Origin of the sequence: Rouxiella aceris (assembly GCF_012933545.1) — a bacterium.
GTDB lineage: Bacteria > Pseudomonadota > Gammaproteobacteria > Enterobacterales > Enterobacteriaceae > Rouxiella > Rouxiella aceris.
On record NZ_JAADJU010000001.1, the window covers coordinates 1 to 15,684 of the forward strand.

Here is a 15,684-nt window from a genome sequence, read left to right on the forward strand (position 1 = left end):
ACTTTGCTCTTGCGAGGTCATGCGGTATTAGCTACCGTTTCCAGTAGTTATCCCCCTCCATCAGGCAGTTTCCCAGACATTACTCACCCGTCCGCCGCTCGCCGGCAAAGTAGCAAGCTACTTTCCGCTGCCGCTCGACTTGCATGTGTTAGGCCTGCCGCCAGCGTTCAATCTGAGCCATGATCAAACTCTTCAATTAAAAGTTCGATTTGCTTAAACAAGTTAAGCGATGCTCAAAGTTACTTCACATCATTCATAATGAATTACTGCTTGGTCACTCTAAGACTTGATATATTTTTTGCCACCGAAATGGCTGATATCGTCTTGTGAGTGCCCACACAGATTGTCTGATAAATTGTTAAAGAGCGTTCGTTACTGGACTATTTATCCGGTAACGTGGGAGGCAGATAATACGCTTTCCCACTGAAGAGTCAAGTCTTTTTCTCTTACGAGACGCGGTGTTTTCACCGGACTAACTCTTCACTGCCTGGCGACTTGGTTCTCGTTAGAGGAGTCGTTGTTCCCGGTCAGTGGAGGCGCATTATAGGGACCTGGCCGGGAATGGCAAGCGAATAAATACAGTTTTATTCTGTTTGCCTAGTTTTCAATCATAACGCTCTATTTAACGCCTTTTTTAATCGCATCCGGCAGCTGGGCCAGACTATCGAGAACCGCGTCCGCCAAGGCTTCACCCTCGCTAGTGACCGGTTTACCACTGCGCACAAGAATTTTGGTTCCTACGCCTGCATTGATTGCCGCCTGCATATCTTCAAGTTTGTCGCCTACCATATAAGAGGCGGCCATATCGATATTGAGCTCTTCTTTAGCAGTAAAGAACATCCCAGGCTGTGGTTTACGGCAATCACACACCTGCTTGTACTCTTCTACTACTGCTTCTGGGTGATGAGGACAGAAATAGATACCGTCAAGGTCAACGCCGCGATCGGCAAGTGACCAATCCATCCATTCGGTTAAACGGAAAAATTGATCTTCAGTGAATTTGCCGCGGGCAATGCCCGACTGGTTGGTGACCAGCACCAGAAGAAAGCCCATTTCTTTTAATTTAAGACAGGCTTCAATTGCGCCTTCAATAAACTCGAAGTTATCAATTTCATGAACATAGCCGTGATCGACATTAAGGGTACCGTCGCGGTCTAGAAATATTGCTGGAACTGTTTGTGCCACGTATTCGCTCCTGATGGCTGGATGACGCCCCAGTATCGCATGTTTTTACGGGCAGTGAGAATGCTAACCTGGTTGACTTAGACGTCTAGACGCCTTAGCATCCACGCCATGTTCTGGATCTCGCTCCGGAAAGTGACTTTTTATACGTTACGACAGCAAAACCACATAAGAAAAATATGATCAAACTTTCTAACATTAGCAAAGTGTTCAAGCAGGGCCAGCGCAATATCACAGCGCTGTCCAACGTGAGCCTTCACGTGCCTGCGGGACAAATATATGGTGTCATCGGCGCTTCCGGTGCAGGTAAAAGTACGCTGATTCGCTGCGTCAACCTGCTCGAACGTCCAACAGAAGGCACAGTTCTGGTCGATGGCCAGGATTTAACGGCTTTTTCAGAAAAAGCCCTGACCCGTGCCCGTCGCCAAATTGGCATGATCTTCCAGCACTTTAATTTGCTCTCATCCCGTACGGTGTCCGGCAATATCGCTCTGCCGTTAGAGCTGGACAACCTGTCAGGCAACGAAATCAAGCAGCGCGTCGGCGAGTTGTTAAAGCTGGTTGGTCTGGAAGATAAACAAGACGCCTACCCGGCCAACCTTTCGGGTGGACAGAAACAGCGTGTGGCCATTGCCCGTGCGCTGGCCAGCAATCCTAAAGTATTGCTATGCGACGAAGCCACCAGCGCGCTCGATCCGGCCACGACCCGCTCGATTCTTGAATTGCTGAAAGACATTAACCGTCGTCTCGGCCTGACCATTTTGCTGATCACCCATGAAATGGACGTGGTAAAGCGTATTTGCGATCAGGTTGCCGTGATCAGCGATGGCCAACTGATTGAACAAGATAAAGTCAGCGAAATGTTTTCACATCCAAAAACGCCGCTGGCCCAGCAATTTATTCAGTCAACGTTGCATCTGGATATTCCGGATGACTACGCCCAGCGCTTGCAAGCAGAACAGTCGCCTGGAAGCGTACCTTTATTGCGTCTGGAATTTACCGGTCAATCGGTTGATGCGCCTCTGTTATCGCAGGCAGTACGCCAGTTTAACATCAACAACAATATTATCAGTGCGCAGATGGATTATGCCGGCGGCGTGAAGTTCGGCATTATGCTGACCGAAATGCACGGCAGCGCCGCTGAAACTCAGGCAGCGATCCAGTTCTTGCATGAGAATCAAGTCAAGGTAGAGGTACTCGGTTATGTCTGAGGCAATGATGTGGTTAATGGGCCGGGGCATTTGGGAAACCGTGATAATGACCCTGACCTCAGGCTTTTTTGGTTTTGTACTGGGGCTGCCGATTGGCGTATTGCTCTACGTCACTCGCCCGGGCCAGATTGTGGAGAATAAAAAGGTTTATCGCACCATATCGGCGATGGTGAATATTTTCCGTTCTATTCCTTTTATTATTCTGCTGGTCTGGATGATCCCCTTTACCCGTATTCTCGTCGGCACCTCCATTGGTCTGCAGGCGGCGATTGTTCCCCTGACTGTCGGTGCAGCGCCCTTTATTGCCCGTATGGTAGAAAATGCGCTGCTGGAGATCCCCAGTGGTCTGGTGGAAGCAGCTCGCGCCATGGGTGCCACGCCAATGCAAATTATCCGCAAGGTGCTGTTGCCAGAAGCCTTGCCAGGTCTGGTTAACGCCGCCACTATTACCCTGATCACGCTGGTTGGCTACTCGGCAATGGGCGGCGCCGTCGGTGCCGGTGGCCTTGGCCAGATTGGCTATCAGTATGGCTATATCGGTTATAACGCCACGGTAATGAACACGGTATTGATATTATTGGTAGTATTGGTGTACTTGATTCAACTTTGTGGCGATCGCCTGGTTAAAGCGGTGACGCATAAGTAAAGCAACAAGGGCGACAAAGTTTTGCCGTCGCCTATAATTAATTTCGATAAAAAATGTATAGAGGAAAGGACATGTCCATCAAATTTAAATCTCTTGCAGTAACGGGTGTACTTCTGGGAACGCTGGCTGTTGTGGCTTGTGGTCCGAAGAAAGAAGATGTTAACCATATCAAGGTAGGTGTTATCGTCGGCGCAGAGCAACAGGTTGCCGAAGTCGCACAAAAAGTAGCAAAAGAGAAATACGGCCTGGATGTTGAGCTGGTGACCTTTAACGATTATGTGCTGCCAAACGAAGCGTTAAGCAAAGGCGACCTCGATGTTAACGCCTTCCAGCACAAACCTTACCTCGATCAGCAAATCAAGGATCGCGGCTATAAACTGGTTCCAGTCGGCAATACCTTTGTTTACCCGATTGCCGGTTACTCTAAAAAAATCAAGTCGATCACTGAGCTGAAAGATGGCGACCAGATTGCACTGCCAAATGACCCGACTAACCTGGGTCGTTCTTTGCTGCTGCTGCAAAAACAGGATCTGATTAAACTGAAAGACGGTGTCGGCCTGCTGCCAACCGTGCTGGATGTCACTGCCAATCCAAAAAATCTGAAACTGGTTGAGCTTGAAGCACCACAGTTGCCACGTTCTTTAGATGATAACAAGATTGCGTTGGCGATCATCAACACCACCTATGCTAGCCAAATTGGTCTGACGCCTGCGAAAGACGGTATTTTCGTTGAAGACAAAAACTCACCTTACGTGAACCTGATTGTTGCCCGTGAAAACAATAAAGATGCTGAAAACGTGCAGAAATTCGTCAAAGCTTACGAGTCTGACGATGTTAACGCTGCAGCCAACAAAATCTTTAACGGCGGTGCAGTTAAAGGCTGGTAAGTCGGCTTAAGTAGTAAAAATCGGTTTAATTTTATCCTGCGGTGATAACTGCAACGTAACTGGCAACATGTTGGTTACAGATAAAGCGCAATAAACCGATTCTTACATAATTTAATTATAAGGCGGGCTTATGCCCGCCTTGTTATTTGTTCAATACCTTGCTTCAATAACGCCTCTTTCTTTCACTAAATATACCCAAAAGCATTCATAATGCCGTAGGCAGCCACTGAGTGGATCCGCAGTGACTTACCAAAATAAGTTATCTGGATGAATAAACCGGTCAAGCCACGCATACTGAAGGATGAAGGGTATAGAGCAGAGGACATATTATGCGTGCCTTACCTCTCTGTTTGTTAGCCCTTTTGCTAGCTGGATGTTCCGCGCCTCATAAAACGCAGCCCATCATTACCGAAAGCCCGACACCAGAACCTCCTAAACCGGTTAAAGCGAAACCTGTTGCCGTTCGTGCTGCCCCGGTCAAACTTTATAAAAATGCCGAAGCCCTGGTGGGAAAACCTTTCCGCGACCTGGGTGAAGTGTCCGGTGAGTCTTGCCAGGCTACCGCTGACGATAATGCGCCAAATATGGCCAGCGCACGTAAAAGAATGCTGGCGCATGCTTCCAGCATGAAGGCTAACGCTGTATTGCTGCATCAGTGCCAGATTGTCTCTGGCGTAGCGGGATGCTATCAGCAGGCGCAATGCCAGGGCTCTGCACTTAACGTCAGTAGTAAATGACCACCTATACCTTTAATGAAATAGGGATAATCCACTCTCCCTATAAAGAAAAATTCGCCGTTCCTCGTCAACCGGGTCTGGTGGACGACGGCGGCGGAGAGCTGCATTTACTGCCTCCCTATAACCAACCCGAAGCCGTGCGCGGTTTGGAAGACTTTAGTCACCTGTGGGTGATGTTTATCTTTCATCAAACCATGGCGGGTGGATGGCGGCCAACAGTGCGTCCCCCGCGACTGGGGGGCAATGCCCGCGTCGGCGTGTTTGCCACGCGTTCGACCTTCCGCCCCAACCCGCTGGGTATGTCGCTGGTTGAGCTGAAAGGGATACGTTGTCAGGGCAAAGACGTGATTTTGCAGCTCGGCAGCCTGGATTTGGTTGACGGTACGCCGGTGGTGGATATCAAGCCTTATCTGCCTTTTGCCGAAAGCCAACCGCAGGCGCTGGCAAGTTTTGCCCAGTATGCCCCGCAGGCGGATATGCCGGTCATCTTTTCGCCGTTGGCCGAAAGCCAGTTAGCAGCCAATTTGACTCGCTATCCGCACCTTCGCCGCTTTATTAGTCAGGTGTTAGGGCAAGATCCACGCCCAGCCTATCGCAAGGGCGAAGATATCGAGCGGGATTACGCGGTGCGTCTGCTCGATTTCAACGTACGCTGGCGCGTAGTCGGCGATCAAAACCAGGTTATTGCCCTCGAAGCGGACTAAAATTCGGCTGCTTCTCTTTTGACTCTGGTCGCTCACTGGTAAACTAGTGCGCCGCAGGCTATAGAGATCAAGCATAGTCGCGGGTGACGACCGATTATTCGATAATTTTCACGTCCTGGCAGACCAACGGGTCGACGGACGATTTGCAGTGCTAACGGAATCAACACATCATGCGTACAACACAATATCTGCTCTCCACCCTGAAAGAGACGCCAGCCGACGCCGAAGTTATCAGCCATCAGTTGATGCTGCGCGCTGGTATGATCCGCAAACTGGCTTCAGGTCTCTATACCTGGATGCCAACCGGTCTGCGTGTGCTTAAGAAAGTCGAAAACATCGTGCGCGAAGAAATGAACAACGCCTGCGCGATCGAAGTCTCCATGCCGGTGGTGCAACCCGCCGACCTGTGGCAGGAGAGCGGACGTTGGGAACAGTATGGTCCGGAGTTACTGCGTTTTGTCGATCGCGGCGAACGTGCTTTCGTCCTCGGCCCAACGCATGAAGAAGTCATTACTGATTTAATGCGCACAGAAATTAGCTCATACAAACAGCTGCCGCTGAATTTCTTCCAGATCCAGACCAAATTCCGTGACGAAGTGCGCCCACGCTTTGGCGTTATGCGCTCCCGCGAGTTCCTGATGAAAGACGCCTACTCTTTCCACACCACTCAGGAATCGCTGCAGGAAACTTACGACACCATGTACGGGGCCTACAGTAAAATCTTTAGCCGTATGGGTCTCGATTTCCGTGCGGTACTTGCCGACACCGGTTCTATTGGCGGCAGTGCCTCCCATGAATTCCAGGTACTGGCTTCCAGCGGCGAAGACGATGTGGTGTTCTCTACCGATTCCGATTATGCCGCCAATATCGAATTTGCTGAAGCTGTGGCTCCGTCAACCCCGCGCGCTGCACCAGGCGAAGAGATGCGTCTGATCGACACGCCAAACGCCAAAACTATCGCTGAGCTGGTTGAGCAATTCCAGTTGCCAATCGAGAAAACCGTCAAAACCCTGATGGTTCACGCCAGCGAAGGCAGTTCACACGCGCTGGTTGCCCTGCTGGTTCGCGGCGATCATGAGCTGAACGAAATCAAGGCCGAGAAACTGCCGCAGGTTGCCGCGCCGTTAACCTTCGCTACCGAAGCGGAAATTCGCGAGCTGGTTAACGCCGGTCCGGGTTCTTTGGGTCCGGTCAATCTGGCCATGCCAGTGGTGGTTGACCGCAGCGTCGCCGTTATGAGCGATTTCAGTGCCGGTGCCAATATCGACGGTAAACACTACCTGGGCATTAACTGGGAACGCGATCTGCCACTGCCGCAAGTTGCCGACCTGCGTAACGTGGTCAACGGCGACGTCAGCCCGGATGGTAAAGGTACGCTGCTAATCAAGCGCGGTATCGAAGTGGGTCATATCTTCCAGCTGGGGACCAAGTACTCACAGGCGATGAACGCCACCGTTCAGGGCGAAGATGGTCGTAACCAGGTGATGACTATGGGTTGCTACGGTATCGGTATTACCCGCGTTGTTGCCGCCTCCATTGAACAGAATCACGACGATCGTGGCATTATTTGGCCAGATGCTATCGCACCTTTCCAGGTGGCGATCCTGCCAATGAATATGCATAAATCATTCCGCGTAAAAGACGCCGCTGAAGAGTTGTATCAAACCCTGCGTGCCAAAGGCATTGATGTGATCCTCGACGATCGTAAAGAGCGTCCGGGTGTGATGTTTGCGGATATGGAACTGATTGGTGTGCCGCATCAGGTGGTGATCGGCGATCGCAATCTTGATGCCGAAGAGCTGGAATACAAAAACCGCCGTAGCGGAGAAAAACAGATGATCAAACAGAGCGATATCGTGGACTATCTGCTAAGCCAGATCCCACGCTAAACCCTCCGCGGGCAACGCCCGCGATGATCACTGCCCGCCCTTGCAGCACTGCATCGGCGGGCATTTTTTTAGGCTACTGACAGCCCTTGTTGGCATCAAGCAAAATATGCCCATCGGCCACCAGCAGCTTTTTGCCCTCATTGCTGTCACCACTCGGCTCCAGGGTAAAGTGCCCGTCCATAGAAACAAACAGCAACTGGTCAGGGGTAGTACGCATAGCCGTATACTCTTTTTGTAATTTGCTGCTGGTAGCCATCGGCGTGATCTTGCCGGTGACACAGTCGGTAAATAACAGCGTATCCGCCTGATAGCGCACCATACCGCTTAAGGTCATCGGCGTTTGCGGCATAGGTTGTTCCACCGGTTTCAACTGATATCTGGCCGGTATATGCAGCCGATTACCGTGCAGATCCAGCATCTCCAGATTATCCCCTAGCGGGCGGAAATAGCGTTTCTCGCCTCCGGCGGCGGTCAGCACCAGTTTATCGGCGGTACGCGCCCATTTGCCATAGTAGGCATAGGTCATTTGGCCCTGGGGTTTGACCTGATACACTTCGCGCAGAATATAAGTGCCGTCTTGTTGTAAAAACAGCGACGTCTCAATCCCCCCGCAGTCGGCACAAGGCAGCACACCTTTATAACTCTGCTGCATGGCCTCAAAAGGTTGCTCTTGAGCAAAAATTTTATTGTGACAACCAATCAGTGACAACAGGCTGAAAGTCAGCCCCATAACAATCATTATTTTTTTCACAGCTTTCTCCCACTGCGTTTTAATTCTCGTTGCGCCCTGCCCCTGTATGTCAGGATTGACGAATTTTCCCGCGCAATGCTTTAGTGGTCCCTTTGCGAACCTTGCTTTCTACCCGGCGGATCTTCGAGCCTCGGGTCGGTTTGGTTGCCCGGCGCGGCTTTTCGATGATCATCGCCTGGTCGATCAATGCCGATAATCGCGCCAATGCCGCTTCGCGGTTTTGTTCCTGGCTGCGGTATTCCTGCGCTTTAATGATCACCACGCCGTCCGCAGTGATTAAATGATTTTTAAATGCCAACAGGCGTTGCTGATAATATTCCGGCAAACTCGAGGCTTTAATATCAAAACGCAGGTGGATCGCCGTGGAGGTTTTATTAACATTTTGCCCCCCGGCCCCCTGCGCACGAATGGCAGTAAGTTCAATTTCGCCGTCTGGGATCTCCAGTCTGCCGGATAAGATCAACACCGTTATTGTCCCGCCTGTTTCCAGCCGCCGTCCTGCCACTCCTGGAAATGGATCTCCAGATTATTTCCGGCATCGGACAACCAGATGGCATCATCCTGCAATGTCGCCTGCAGCACCATATTGCGCTGGCCAAAAGCCACCAGTTGCGTCAGTAATTCATCGTCAATATAACGTACACTCAGATTGGCAAAGCCACTGACTTTGTTTTGCAGCTGTGACCACCAGACTTTTGCAGCTCGCTCACCATACGCGTAAAGCACCACAGTGCGCGACTGGTTGCAGGCTTTTTTCAGACGCTTCTCATCCGGTAAACCCAGTTCGATCCACAGCTCAATACCGTTGTGATCGTTTTTACGCCAAATTTCCGGTTCATCTTCCGCGCTCAGGCCACGGGTAAAGCTTAAACGTTCATGAGCATGGCAAATCCAGGCCAGCAAACGCAGCATCATTCGCTGCTCTGTTTCCGAAGGATGCTGGGCAAGCGTCAGGTTGGCATCGTAGAAGAAGTTACGATCCATATCGGCAATATTCACTGCGGCTTTATAAATTGTTGCTTTTAACGCCATGGGAAACCTCTAATTAATGGACGTCCATTGTACTTGATAATGGCGAAACTCTCGCGGCTTAAGCAAGGCACAGCGCTCAATTAGCTTATTGCAGAAATCGTCCAAAGCTTGATTACACTGCGGACCTATGCCGGTCGCTCGTGTTATAGTCTTTGAATATCCACAGGTTATCGGGAAATACCCGGCCATAGTGATAGGCAAGAGGACCCAGCAGCCGCCACCGCGACTCAGTCCATAAGAAAAGTCCCCCACCCTGAGACAGGAGGAATGATGCAACAATATTCTGAATTGGTTCGCCGTAAGTATTCTGAGATTGGCAGTGGCGATCTGGGTTATATGCCCAATGCCCTGGAGTGTGTACTCAAGGCATTGGACGATGTGGCCGCCAATACTGAACTCCCCGTTGCCGTCAGGGAAAACGCAGCCTATGCCGCTGCCAATTTGTTGATGAGCGATTATGCGGATGATGTGAAATAACCCTGGGACAGGTTGTCGGGATGGTTCAGGCATCAGTCTGATGCGGCAAGTCCATGAACTGCATAAAATTCAACACATCAACTCTATGAAATTAAATGCATATGTTCATCACTGGGGTTTATTCCTAATTTAGAGTACATTATCAACATAGAAGGACATCGACTATACTGTAGGGAATGGGAGATTAGGGCAAGCCAAGCTAAGTGATTGAATTTATAGCTACTTATTTTAGGAGACATTATGTCGATGAATGATGAGTACCAACCCATCAATTGCGATGACTACGATAATCTCGAGCTTGCCTGTCAGGACAACCTGGTTCTGACGCTGAAAATGCGCAATGGGGAGCTTGTTGAAGCCAAAGCCAAAGATCTGTTGATGCGGAAAAAAGTAGAATACCTCATTGCTGAGGCTGGTGGTCAACAGTTAGAACTGCGGCTCGACTATATTGAAAGCTTCAGTAACCCAAAGATTGGCACCGTGGTTGTCAGCGTAGAATAGTCTCAGGCTATCATCGCGCTGCTGACGGGCAATCCCCAGGATTGCCCGTTTTTATTGGCTGCTATCAAGGCTTTTGGCTGGCATAGTACGCCGAGAGATCGCTGATATCCTGATCGGACAGTGCTGAAGTAAACGCCTGCATAATCCCCGCCTGCCCTCCGCTTCTGCCGCCCTTTTTGTAATCATGCAACGCCAACGCCAGATAAGCGGCATTTTGCCCGGCCAGATTGGGATAAAGCGCGTTGTTGGCCTTACCGGTCGCCCCATGGCAAGCGGCACAGCTGGCCGATTTGGCCTGGCCATCGGCCACGTTCCCTTCTGCCATCACCGGCAGACTGATCACACCACACAGCAGGGTAAAACCCGCTGCACAGTTTTTCCAATAATGCATCACCACTCCCAAACCGGTTTATGCCGGTAAACAGATTAATTATTTTTGTGGGACCACTGTAACCACCAGGTGGCTTCCTGCCCATCGCTGCTCAGAGCTTCACGGGTAATAAACAGTCCCGCAGCGGCAATCAACTGCTGATTGTAAAAAATCAGCGGGATACGATCGCGCTGCCATGGGGGAATATTCAGCTCTTGCCACAGTTTTTTTATCGGTCTGCGGCGATCGCGTCCAACTTTGTGTACGTCACCGCTGGCGTGAAATCGCACGGTAACGGTTTCATCGGCGCGCGGTTGTCGTAGCTGCAATCCTTCAGCCGAGGATGTAACAAAACGCAGGCTACCGAGACCGTCCGGCAAACTCAGGGGTTCAACGCCGGACCAGGCAATGACCCGATCGCCAAGAGCCTGCATCGGCGGCAACCAGTACAGCCGCTGACGAAAACGCCGCACGCTGAAAGCTCCCAGTTGCAACCGGGGTTCGGCATCGTCACGGCTAAGCGCCACCTCGTCCCATAGCCGCTGCAGCTGCTGGCGGGAAGGCATTTGTGCGCCACAGTTGGCCAGCCAGCGGCGCAGCAGCGCGGATCGCCGTGGCGCAGACAGCCCTTGCAGACCGTCGATCGATAGGCTGTTCTGTTGATCGGTCAGCGCCGCCAGCGACTCTTGCAACAATTCATCCAGCAGGGCTTCCTGTTCAGCGCAAAGCTCGGCGCTGCGCGCCGTGGCGGCGGCAAAATGCGGCCAGCGCTGATAGAGCAGCGGCAACACCTCAAGGCGCAGGAAATTGCGATCAAAACGCGCGTCCTGGTTGCTGTCGTCATCTATCCATTGCAACTGATGCTGAAGGGCATAGGCCTCCAGCTGTGGCCGCGACAACGACAATAAAGGGCGCAGCCAGGAGTGACCGGCAAGCTGCGTACTGGCGGCCATGGCAGAAAGCCCGGCCGGGCCGCTGCCGCGTTTAAGCGCCAGCATAAAAGTTTCGCACTGATCGTTGAGATGCTGTGCCGTCAGCAAGGTTTCCCCGGCCAGCAGTTGCGCAGCCAGTGCCTGGTAGCGGGCGCTGCGTGCCGCGGCTTCGATACCGCCTTGACTGGCATCGACGCTGACGGTCAGCGGCAGAAACGCCACCTGCCAAAGCTGGCAAAGCGCCTGACAGTGGGCCGTCCAGCCATGGGCAAAGGCGCTCAAACCGTGATTGACATGTATCGCCCGCAGCTGCAAATCGGGCAATCGGCTGGCGCGCAGTTGCAGCAATGCATGCAGCAGTACGGTGGAGTCGAGGCCACCGCTAAAGGCAACGCATAACTGGCGTTTCTCACCCAGTTGCGCCAGCAGATGGTCCGGCAAGCTAAGTGCAGACATCAGCGAGCTCTCCGAGACCAGGTCAGCGGCGGGCATTGCTCACCGTCGAGATTAAGCAATTTCATAAAGCTCTAAAGGCAAATGATCAGGATCGGCAAAGAAGGTAAATTTTTTGCCGGTGTAAGGGTCAATCCGTACCGGTTCACAGACGACGCCCGCCGCCGTTAAACTGGCTATCGCTTCATTGATATCCTCTACGCTAAAGGCCAGATGGCGCAGGCCGCAGGCTTCTGGCTGGCTTACCCGTGCGGGTGGTGCCACAAAGCTGAACAGTTCAATCTGGTACAGGCCATTGATGGCCAAATCGGCCTTCCAGGATTGCCGCGCCTCGCGATAAACCTCGGACAACAGCGTAAAGCCCAAAATATCGCAATAAAACTTTTTGCTGGCCTGATAGTCGCTGGCGATAATGGCGATATGGTGAATGTTAGCTAATTTAAGCATAGTGAACTCCTGTTTTGTCGGCCCAGCGGGGTCACGGCGATCGCTTAACGGGCCGCCCCCCTTGCGGCTATGGCTGCTCGGGCAGTTTCAAGACTTTAACCAGATATTTCCCTTCGTCCGTCAGCCTGGCGCCATGAATATCGGTTTCAAAACCGGGGAAATGTTCGCCAATGGAACAGAGCATCAGCAGAAAATCCAATACTGGCCGGCTTTGTTCGGTGATCATTTCCCCCGGCATCACCACCGGCACTCCCGGTGGGTAAGGCAGGAGCATATTGGCGGCAACTTTACCTACCAGTTGATCGATGGAACACTCTTCAATATGCCCGCGCACCTGGTGCTGAAACATTTCATAGGGGGTCATCTTCATCTCTGGCAAGACGTCAAACGCCCTGAGCATTAACGTCGGCAGATCGTGATGGACGATCAGCTTATGGATCCCCTGCGCCAGATCCTGAATACGCATATGACGATAAAAATCCGGATCTTCGGCATAGAGATCCGGCAGCATATTCTTGACCCGTAAATTAAGATCGTAGGCGCGTTTAAAATCGGTCAGCCCGCGCATCAGGCTCATTGACTTGGTTTTGTCGATGCCAATACTGAACAGGAACAGCAGATTATAAGGCCCGGTTTTTTCGACAACCACCCCGCGCTCATCGAGAAATTTGGCAACCAGCGCCGCAGGAATGCCTTCCGCCGCCAGATTGCCATTTTCATCCATACCGGGCGTGAGGATCGTTACCTTGATGGGATCAAGGAACATATGATTGCTGTCAGCGTTGGCAAAACCGTGCCAGTTGTCATCCGGGTTGAGCGGCCAACATTCCGCTTCGTCAATCACCGCCGGTTGCCAGATATCATAAAACCAGCCATCGGTTTCGGCGCGCAGCCGCTGGATCTCTTTACGGAAATGCAGCGCACGTTCAACCGAACGGTTGATCAATCTACGCCCCGGATTACCACGCAGCATAGCGGCTGCGGTTTCTGCCGAGGCGACAATGCCGTAATTGGGTGAAGTGGTGGTGTGCATCATATAGGCTTCGTTAAAGGTGTTTTCGTTATAGTCCCCTTTAATATGGATCATCGATGCCTGGGAGAAGGCCGCCAGCAGCTTGTGCGTCGACTGGGTTTCATAGAATACCTTGCCGGGGATGCGCTCGCCGCTCATACCGCTTTTACCGTCATAAATCGGGTGGAAATTGGTATAAGGCACCCAGGCAGAGTCAAAATGAATAGACGGCACATCCAGCGTGGTTTTAATAAAGTCGGTGTTATACAACAGACCGTCATAGGTGGAGTTGGTGATCACCGCATGGACCGGCCAACTGGCATTTTCCGTCTGCGCAACTTTTTGCGCAATGCTTTCGCGGGCAAATTCACTGCGCGGGATACCGCCCAAAATACCGTAGGCGTTGCGCAACGGCCGCAGATAAACAGGGATAATATTGGTCATCATCATCAGATGCGCCAATGATTTATGACAGTTTCTGTCGATAAGCACCGTGCTGCCCGCCGGTGCAGCATACATACCAACAATTTTATTGGCGGTTGAGGTGCCGTTGGTGACGATATAACTCTGCTCGGCACCGAAGGTTCGCGCAATATACTCCTCGGCTTCGAGGTGAGGTCCGGTATGGTCAAGCAAGGAACCCAGTTCGGTGACCGAAATCGACACATCGGCTTTCAGGGTCTTGGCACCAAAAAAATCATAAAACAGCGTGCCTACCGGGCTTTTTAGAAAAGCCGTGCCGGCCATATGCCCTGGCGTACAGAAGGTGTACTTGCCTTCTTCGACATATTTGAATAAGGCCTTGGTCAACGGCGGAGTAATGTTATCAATGTATTCGTCAGTATATTGGCGAATGCGTTTAGCAATATCTTCGGCGGCGTTCAGGGCATACTCAAAAAAGTACAGCACCATGCGCATATCATGCACGCTGACGTCCATCGTCGAATGGGTATTGATAAAGGCATAAAGCGGAAGATATTCATTCAGCTCGTTGATATCGACACAGAGCGCGGTGCTGTGCTGATCCCAGTCAAAAATCACGCCACAGATACGGGCATTATTTTCGATCAGCTTTAACAGGTCGGCGCGGTCACGCGGGTAAATAATCTTGAAACCCAATATCTCAAGAGCCGTATCCAGCTCGCGGACAGGTTCTTCTTTGTAATAGACCCCTTCCGGTCGCATCAGGGCAATAATATTCATCGGACAAATCCTTGAGGTTGCTTGAGGCACAGATTATCGGCCTTAGCGCATTGAAACAATAAAAAAGGGCAGTCCATAGACTGCCCTTCAGACTGCTGACAAAGTCCGTTATTAGGGAGAGTGCACCGTTGGGGTCGTAGCGGGCTTGCCCGCCGGAGCGCCCCTAGGTGTGCTATGCCGGGTATCTCGATCATCAAGACAACTTGGTCATCAAACTCAAGGGCAGTCCTTAGACTGCCCTTCCCAGAGAATACGCCAAGACATACAAGATGCCGGGTATCAGCAATAACCGTAGTTCATCAGACGTTGATAACGGCGGTTACGTAGTTCATCCAGACTCAAGGTATCCAGATCGGCAAGATCGGCCTCAAGCTGGGCGCGCAGAGATGCGGCCATTGCCGGCACGTCACGATGCGCGCCACCCAGAGGTTCCGGGATCACCGAATCGATCAGTTTCAGCTCTTTCAGACGCGGGGCGATAATACCCATTGCCTCAGCTGCCAGCGGCGCTTTATCTGCGCTTTTCCACAGAATAGACGCACAGCCTTCTGGTGAAATCACCGAGTAGGTGCTGTATTGCAGCATATTGACTTTGTCACCCACGCCGATCGCCAATGCGCCGCCTGAACCGCCTTCGCCGATCACGGTACAAATGACCGGAACGTTAAGACGGGACATTTCACGCAGGTTACGGGCGATAGCTTCTGACTGACCACGCTCTTCAGCGCCGACGCCAGGATAGGCTCCCGGGGTGTCAATAAAGGTCAGAATTGGCAGTTTGAAACGTTCAGCCATTTCCATCAGACGCAGCGCTTTACGATAACCTTCAGGCGCAGGCATACCAAAGTTGCGACGGATCTTCTCTTTGGTTTCACGGCCTTTCTGATGACCGATGATCATCACCGCACGGCCACCAAAACGCGCAATGCCGCCAACGATAGCTTTATCGTCAGCATAGGCACGGTCGCCCGCCAGTTCATCAAAATCGGTGAAAACATGTTTGATGTAATCCAGCGTATAAGGACGACGAGGATGACGCGCCAACTGCGCGATCTGCCAGGCACCCAAATCCGAGAAAATTTTACGGGTCAGTTCGACGCTTTTCTCACGTAGGCGTTCGACTTCTTCGTCCAGATTAATATCTAATTTTTCGTCTTGACGGCTGACTGCAGTCAGCGAGTCAATTTTCGCTTCCAGCTCCGCAATCGGCTGTTCAAAATCAAGAAAATTCAGACTCATAGCATTCCTAT

17 protein-coding genes and 1 rRNA gene are annotated in these 15,684 nt (G+C 51.7%); 8 read left to right on the forward strand and 10 right to left on the reverse strand.

The window, feature by feature from the left end; translation table 11 throughout:
- Positions 1 to 199 (reverse strand): 16S ribosomal RNA (locus tag GW590_RS00005); the annotation flags it as partial.
- Between the two features lie 419 nt (positions 200 to 618).
- Entirely contained in the window at positions 619 to 1,185 is a 567-nt protein-coding gene (gmhB, locus tag GW590_RS00010; RefSeq protein WP_169400990.1) for a D-glycero-beta-D-manno-heptose 1,7-bisphosphate 7-phosphatase, read from the reverse strand.
- 176 nt (positions 1,186 to 1,361) lie between these two features.
- Between gmhB and metN the strand changes: the two genes are divergently transcribed.
- The 6 genes from metN (at position 1,362) to proS (ending at position 7,256) form a co-directional block, all read left to right on the forward strand.
- Complete coding sequence (metN, locus tag GW590_RS00015; RefSeq protein ID WP_169400991.1) at positions 1,362 to 2,393, forward strand: methionine ABC transporter ATP-binding protein MetN; 1,032 nt, start codon at positions 1,362 to 1,364, stop codon at positions 2,391 to 2,393.
- Complete coding sequence (locus GW590_RS00020; protein WP_169400992.1) at positions 2,386 to 3,039, forward strand: methionine ABC transporter permease MetI; 654 nt, start codon at positions 2,386 to 2,388, stop codon at positions 3,037 to 3,039. Before metN ends, GW590_RS00020 begins: the two co-directional genes overlap by 8 nt.
- A gap of 71 nt (positions 3,040 to 3,110) precedes the next feature.
- Positions 3,111 to 3,926 (forward strand): MetQ/NlpA family lipoprotein, encoded by an 816-nt coding sequence (locus GW590_RS00025; protein WP_169400993.1) that lies wholly within the window; start codon positions 3,111 to 3,113, stop codon positions 3,924 to 3,926.
- 329 nt (positions 3,927 to 4,255) lie between these two features.
- The gene (rcsF, locus tag GW590_RS00030) at positions 4,256 to 4,663 is read left to right on the forward strand and encodes an Rcs stress response system protein RcsF (RefSeq protein WP_169400994.1); all 408 of its coding nucleotides are present in this window, start codon (positions 4,256 to 4,258) and stop codon (positions 4,661 to 4,663) included.
- Positions 4,660 to 5,367: a tRNA (N6-threonylcarbamoyladenosine(37)-N6)-methyltransferase TrmO gene (gene tsaA, locus GW590_RS00035; protein WP_169400995.1), complete on the forward strand. Its 708-nt coding sequence runs from the start codon at positions 4,660 to 4,662 to the stop codon at positions 5,365 to 5,367. The genes rcsF and tsaA overlap by 4 nt, the downstream gene beginning before the upstream one ends.
- Positions 5,368 to 5,537: 170 nt before the next feature.
- Entirely contained in the window at positions 5,538 to 7,256 is a 1,719-nt protein-coding gene (proS, locus tag GW590_RS00040) for a proline--tRNA ligase (protein ID WP_169400996.1), read from the forward strand.
- 73 nt (positions 7,257 to 7,329) lie between these two features.
- Here the strand turns inward: proS and nlpE are convergent, their stop codons facing one another.
- Genes nlpE through GW590_RS00055 form a run of 3 tightly spaced genes read right to left on the reverse strand, consistent with a single transcriptional unit; the run spans position 7,330 to position 9,039 of the window.
- Positions 7,330 to 8,007 carry an envelope stress response activation lipoprotein NlpE gene (gene nlpE / locus GW590_RS00045; protein ID WP_169400997.1) on the reverse strand — a complete coding sequence of 226 codons (678 nt, stop codon included), beginning with the start codon at positions 8,005 to 8,007 and terminating at the stop codon, positions 7,330 to 7,332.
- A gap of 49 nt (positions 8,008 to 8,056) precedes the next feature.
- The gene (arfB, locus tag GW590_RS00050) at positions 8,057 to 8,473 is read right to left on the reverse strand and encodes an alternative ribosome rescue aminoacyl-tRNA hydrolase ArfB (RefSeq protein WP_169400998.1); all 417 of its coding nucleotides are present in this window, start codon (positions 8,471 to 8,473) and stop codon (positions 8,057 to 8,059) included.
- A gap of 2 nt (positions 8,474 to 8,475) precedes the next feature.
- The gene (locus tag GW590_RS00055; protein WP_169400999.1) at positions 8,476 to 9,039 is read right to left on the reverse strand and encodes a YaeQ family protein; all 564 of its coding nucleotides are present in this window, start codon (positions 9,037 to 9,039) and stop codon (positions 8,476 to 8,478) included.
- 270 nt (positions 9,040 to 9,309) lie between these two features.
- Here GW590_RS00055 and GW590_RS00060 point away from each other — a divergent pair, with 270 nt between their 5' ends.
- Positions 9,310 to 9,516: a YaeP family protein gene (locus tag GW590_RS00060; protein ID WP_169401000.1), complete on the forward strand. Its 207-nt coding sequence runs from the start codon at positions 9,310 to 9,312 to the stop codon at positions 9,514 to 9,516.
- A gap of 240 nt (positions 9,517 to 9,756) precedes the next feature.
- Entirely contained in the window at positions 9,757 to 10,017 is a 261-nt protein-coding gene (gene rof, locus GW590_RS00065) for a Rho-binding antiterminator (protein WP_169401001.1), read from the forward strand.
- 64 nt (positions 10,018 to 10,081) lie between these two features.
- Here rof and GW590_RS00070 read toward each other — a convergent pair whose 3' ends face one another.
- From GW590_RS00070 to accA, 5 genes are all read right to left on the reverse strand, one after another.
- Positions 10,082 to 10,408, reverse strand: coding sequence for a c-type cytochrome (locus tag GW590_RS00070; RefSeq protein ID WP_169401002.1), 327 nt, complete (start codon positions 10,406 to 10,408; stop codon positions 10,082 to 10,084).
- Between the two features lie 35 nt (positions 10,409 to 10,443).
- Entirely contained in the window at positions 10,444 to 11,775 is a 1,332-nt protein-coding gene (tilS, locus tag GW590_RS00075; RefSeq protein ID WP_169401003.1) for a tRNA lysidine(34) synthetase TilS, read from the reverse strand.
- A gap of 51 nt (positions 11,776 to 11,826) precedes the next feature.
- Positions 11,827 to 12,219, reverse strand: a complete 393-nt coding sequence (locus GW590_RS00080; protein WP_169401004.1) for a VOC family protein — start codon at positions 12,217 to 12,219, stop codon at positions 11,827 to 11,829.
- 67 nt (positions 12,220 to 12,286) lie between these two features.
- Positions 12,287 to 14,434 (reverse strand): lysine decarboxylase LdcC, encoded by a 2,148-nt coding sequence (locus GW590_RS00085; RefSeq protein WP_169401005.1) that lies wholly within the window; start codon positions 14,432 to 14,434, stop codon positions 12,287 to 12,289.
- A 279-nt stretch (positions 14,435 to 14,713) separates the two neighbouring features.
- Positions 14,714 to 15,673, reverse strand: a complete 960-nt coding sequence (accA, locus tag GW590_RS00090; RefSeq protein WP_169401006.1) for an acetyl-CoA carboxylase carboxyl transferase subunit alpha — start codon at positions 15,671 to 15,673, stop codon at positions 14,714 to 14,716.
- Between the last annotated feature and the right edge of the window lie 11 nt (positions 15,674 to 15,684).

Bases quoted from the DNA above. Each gene is read 5' to 3' on its own strand.
- metN (WP_169400991.1), top strand. From the start codon at position 1,362: ATGATCAAACTTTCTAACATTAGCAAAGTGTTCAAGCAGGGCCAGCGC.
- GW590_RS00020 (WP_169400992.1), top strand. From the start codon at position 2,386: ATGTCTGAGGCAATGATGTGGTTAATGGGCCGGGGCATTTGGGAAACC.
- GW590_RS00025 (WP_169400993.1), top strand. From the start codon at position 3,111: ATGTCCATCAAATTTAAATCTCTTGCAGTAACGGGTGTACTTCTGGGA.
- rcsF (WP_169400994.1), top strand. From the start codon at position 4,256: ATGCGTGCCTTACCTCTCTGTTTGTTAGCCCTTTTGCTAGCTGGATGT.
- tsaA (WP_169400995.1), top strand. From the start codon at position 4,660: ATGACCACCTATACCTTTAATGAAATAGGGATAATCCACTCTCCCTAT.
- proS (WP_169400996.1), top strand. From the start codon at position 5,538: ATGCGTACAACACAATATCTGCTCTCCACCCTGAAAGAGACGCCAGCC.
- GW590_RS00055 (WP_169400999.1), bottom strand. From the start codon at position 9,039: ATGGCGTTAAAAGCAACAATTTATAAAGCCGCAGTGAATATTGCCGAT.
- GW590_RS00060 (WP_169401000.1), top strand. From the start codon at position 9,310: ATGCAACAATATTCTGAATTGGTTCGCCGTAAGTATTCTGAGATTGGC.
- rof (WP_169401001.1), top strand. From the start codon at position 9,757: ATGTCGATGAATGATGAGTACCAACCCATCAATTGCGATGACTACGAT.
- GW590_RS00070 (WP_169401002.1), bottom strand. From the start codon at position 10,408: ATGCATTATTGGAAAAACTGTGCAGCGGGTTTTACCCTGCTGTGTGGT.
- tilS (WP_169401003.1), bottom strand. From the start codon at position 11,775: ATGTCTGCACTTAGCTTGCCGGACCATCTGCTGGCGCAACTGGGTGAG.
- GW590_RS00080 (WP_169401004.1), bottom strand. From the start codon at position 12,219: ATGCTTAAATTAGCTAACATTCACCATATCGCCATTATCGCCAGCGAC.
- GW590_RS00085 (WP_169401005.1), bottom strand. From the start codon at position 14,434: ATGAATATTATTGCCCTGATGCGACCGGAAGGGGTCTATTACAAAGAA.
- accA (WP_169401006.1), bottom strand. From the start codon at position 15,673: ATGAGTCTGAATTTTCTTGATTTTGAACAGCCGATTGCGGAGCTGGAA.